Here is a 3421-nt window from a genome sequence, read left to right as displayed (position 1 = left end):
ATCCAAGGGGATGGAAGCCTTACCGGGAGGTTATTTCAGGCATTTCAGCCCTATTTCATTCCCGAACGAATCGCACTGCAAACATATAGATAACACATCTGGGGCCTCCTTGGACAAACGAAGAGAGAAAAGAGAAGAAAAATGTTGCCTTTTAAATTTAATAATTGGGGTCAAAACCCGGTCAAATCGAAGGGCGATCGCCACGATAATATCCCCACCACCAACCCCATAAAATCCACCCTCTATAGCGCGGGGCAAGGGTGTCGGGTGTAGGATGTAGAGTGTAGGGAGTCGATCGCGCCATTCCGGATGTCATCAACATCACCGACACAAGCGCCGACGGCAACATCGGCCGGCATCTGCTCTGGGGCGATCGCCTTTTTTGGTCATGTAGAGATCGATGGGATAGCAGGTGAATCGGCATGGATCCGCGATCGCCAACGAAATCATCCCACATTTGATCCCGATCCCGCTAAGAGTCCGTTCGGCCTCGGCTGTTCGACTGGTAGGAATCCCCGTCCGTTTACGGCGGGGAGGATGTCAAGTGGGACGAATCGGAGATTTGTGTTAACATCCAGACAATCTGGCTGGCGACTTGCGGAAGCCACTCCGGAAAAAATGGGTCGGCGGTTCGGGAGAAAAATTCGGACTGGCTTCGTCTGGGAAGCTATCTGGGGAAAGGCGACCGGGATAGCAACGGATGGCTTCATCGAGCCCCACCTTCCGGGTCCGGCGGCACTATGGGGAATCTGCCCGAGTCCGTACCCTATCCGGAAAGGATTCCCGTAAAGAGAAGTTATGACCAATCTATTTGTCGAGTCTGAATGATCGGGATTGTAAGTTAAAAATATGATGAAATCGTTTGTTCGTATCGGTCTGGTATTGGGAGTCATTGGCAGCCATTTGCTCCTCAACCCGGTGTCTTTGCCTTGGAAAGCATCCTCGCCCCTGCTGGGAACGGCTCCCGTTCAGGCTTTGACGATTGATGAGATCAAAGCGAAACTCGGCCCCGTCCCGGTTTTTACGATTACGGATGCCAACGGTGCGCCGCTGGTGGCAACGGTTCCGGCGGGACAGAACAGCAGCGACACCGCTTCGGTAGCCGGGGTGTTTATCAGTCGCCAGGATGCCCTCAAGTTTGTGGAAAATTTGCGAAACCGCAATCCGGAATTGGCGAATTCGGTGCGGGTCACTCCCGTTTCTCTGGGTGAAGTGTACCAGATGAATGAGCAGGGACGAAATAATCCCGACGACCTCCAATTCGCCTACGTCCCGGTACAAGCGCAGGTGGATTCCGCCCGGGCCGTGATGGAGCAAAATGGCCGATCGCCCAACGAGTTCAACGGCGTGCCCCTGTTCATGGCCAAAGGGGGCCCGGACGACGGATATCTGACCATTCAGCGCGGGGAGGAGCAGGTGATCCCGATGTTCTTCTACAAGGAAGATTTGCAGGGGATGCTGACCCAGTTCCAGCAACAACAACCGGATTTGATTTCCTCTGTCACTATCCAGGTGGTGCCGCTGGAGGCGCTGCTGGAGGCGTTCCGCACCGATGACCACCAGTTTTTGGATCGGATCATCTTGGTTCCGCCCCGGGAAACGTTGCAATATCTCAGAGATAATCAACCCTAGATGGGGGCAAGTTGCTGAGGATGGGCGATCGCGACCGACGTTTACCTGAAAGCCCCACCCTGTCCGGTTCTCAACTGTGGCAGTGGTGGCGGCAGGCGCGGACGGATGCGATCGCCGCCGAGATTTCCCCCATCGAGTTAGACCGACTCCTGGAAGCCTTCAGCGACCTGGAACGGCTGGACCTGCGGTGGGAATCGTTCCGCGATCGCCCCCAAATTGCCCTCAAACGCCCCTGGCCGGAAATTGTGGAACTGTGGGATCGCCGCCTCAAAGAACGGGTCCCCCTGCAATACCTGCTGGGGACAGCCCACTGGCGACATTTTTCTTTGACCGTGGCCCCCGGCGTCCTCATCCCCCGCCCGGAAACGGAGTTGATTGTCGATTTGGCCCGGGGGGCGGTTGAAGAAATCGGGAAAAACCTGGCGGAAGGGGATTGGGCGGATCTGGGAACCGGAAGCGGCGCGATCGCCTTGGGGTTGGCGGAGGTGTTCCCGAAAGCCACCATCCACGCCGTCGATCGCTCTCATCAGGCCCTGGCGATCGCCCGCCACAACGCCAAAATCTCGGGTTGGGAACATCGAATCCGGTTCTATCAAGGATCGTGGTGGACCCCCCTGACATTTCTTAAAGGAGAGGTCTGCGGCGTGGTCTCCAACCCCCCTTACATCCCCTCCGAGGAGGTTTTGAACCTGCAACCGGAAGTCACCCGCCACGAACCCCACGAAGCCTTAGACGGCGGCTCAGACGGCTTGGATTGCATCCGCCACCTGGCCGCGGCGAGTCCCGACTATTTGCGATCGGGGGGAATCTTCATCGTGGAAATGATGGCCGGCCAGGGAGAAGCCGTCGCCGAAATCCTCCGTTCCCAGGGCAATTACCACTCGATCCAGATCGTCCCCGACCTGGCCGGCTTAGATCGATTCGCGATCGCCCACCGAAAATGATGAAATTTTAGATTGTAGGGGCGCAAAGCCGGCGCCCTGATGTTAGATTCTCCTCCCCACACCCCACCGAGCACACCCCACACCCCAATTCAAATGCCTCTGGTTTCCACAGAAAAACTGGTCCAAGCCGCGATCGCGGGAGATGCGGTCGTCAGTTTTCCCACTGATACCGTCCCGGCGTTGGCGGTCTGGCCCGATCGCGCCCCCCTGATTTTCGAGGCGAAACGGCGTCCGCCGGACAAACCGCTGATTCTGATGGGTGCGATCGCCGAATCGCTGTGGCCCTTCGTGGACGGCCGACCCGACGAGTTGCAATTTTGGCAAAAAATCGCCCGCCGCTATTGGCCTGGGGCGTTAACCCTCGTCCTCCCCGCCTCCGAAGCGGTGCCCCCGGTGATGAACCCCACCGATCCGACGACCATCGGCCTGCGGGTTCCCGATTGTGCGATCGCGCGAGAAATTTTGCGGCGCACCGGTCCCCTGGCCACCACCAGCGCCAACTTATCGGGACAGCCGCCCCTTTTAACCGCCGGAGAAATAGTCACCCAATTTCCGGAGGTTTTGACCCTGGATGCTGCGGAGGGTTGGAAAGCGATCGCCCCCATTCCCTCCACGGTGGTCCGGTGGACGGAACAGGGGAGTTGGGAAATATTGCGGCCCGGCTCGGTGAATTTGGAGGTTGAATCGTGACTGGCCCTCTCCCCCAACCCCTCTCCCAATTCTGGGCGAGGGGAGCAATTGTCCGGTTCCCCCCTATCTCCCCCCTTACTCCCCCCTTACTCCCCCCTTTCAAAGGGGGGCTGGGGGGGATGGGGGCTGGGGGGGATGGGGGTTGGGGGGGATGG

General features: G+C 58.2%; 4 protein-coding genes. All 4 read left to right on the top strand.

Annotated elements, in window-relative coordinates; genetic code table 11:
• Positions 1-141 precede the first annotated feature (141 nt).
• The 4 genes from AC0QHF_RS14225 to AC0QHF_RS14210 all read left to right on the top strand — a co-directional run bounded on the left by AC0QHF_RS14225 (position 142) and on the right by AC0QHF_RS14210 (position 3266).
• Positions 142-273 (top strand): hypothetical protein, encoded by a 132-nt coding sequence (locus AC0QHF_RS14225; RefSeq protein ID WP_324704882.1) that lies wholly within the window; start codon positions 142-144, stop codon positions 271-273.
• A gap of 576 nt (positions 274-849) precedes the next feature.
• Positions 850-1632, top strand: a complete 783-nt coding sequence (locus AC0QHF_RS14220; protein ID WP_324704881.1) for a Tic22 family protein — start codon at positions 850-852, stop codon at positions 1630-1632.
• Between the two features lie 20 nt (positions 1633-1652).
• Entirely contained in the window at positions 1653-2576 is a 924-nt protein-coding gene (gene prmC, locus AC0QHF_RS14215) for a peptide chain release factor N(5)-glutamine methyltransferase (protein ID WP_324704880.1), read from the top strand.
• Between the two features lie 93 nt (positions 2577-2669).
• Complete coding sequence (locus AC0QHF_RS14210) at positions 2670-3266, top strand: L-threonylcarbamoyladenylate synthase (RefSeq protein ID WP_324704879.1); 597 nt, start codon at positions 2670-2672, stop codon at positions 3264-3266.
• Positions 3267-3421 lie beyond the last annotated feature (155 nt).

Source organism: Lyngbya sp. CCY1209 (assembly GCF_055795065.1).
This window is presented reverse-complemented; position numbering and strand designations above follow the sequence as displayed.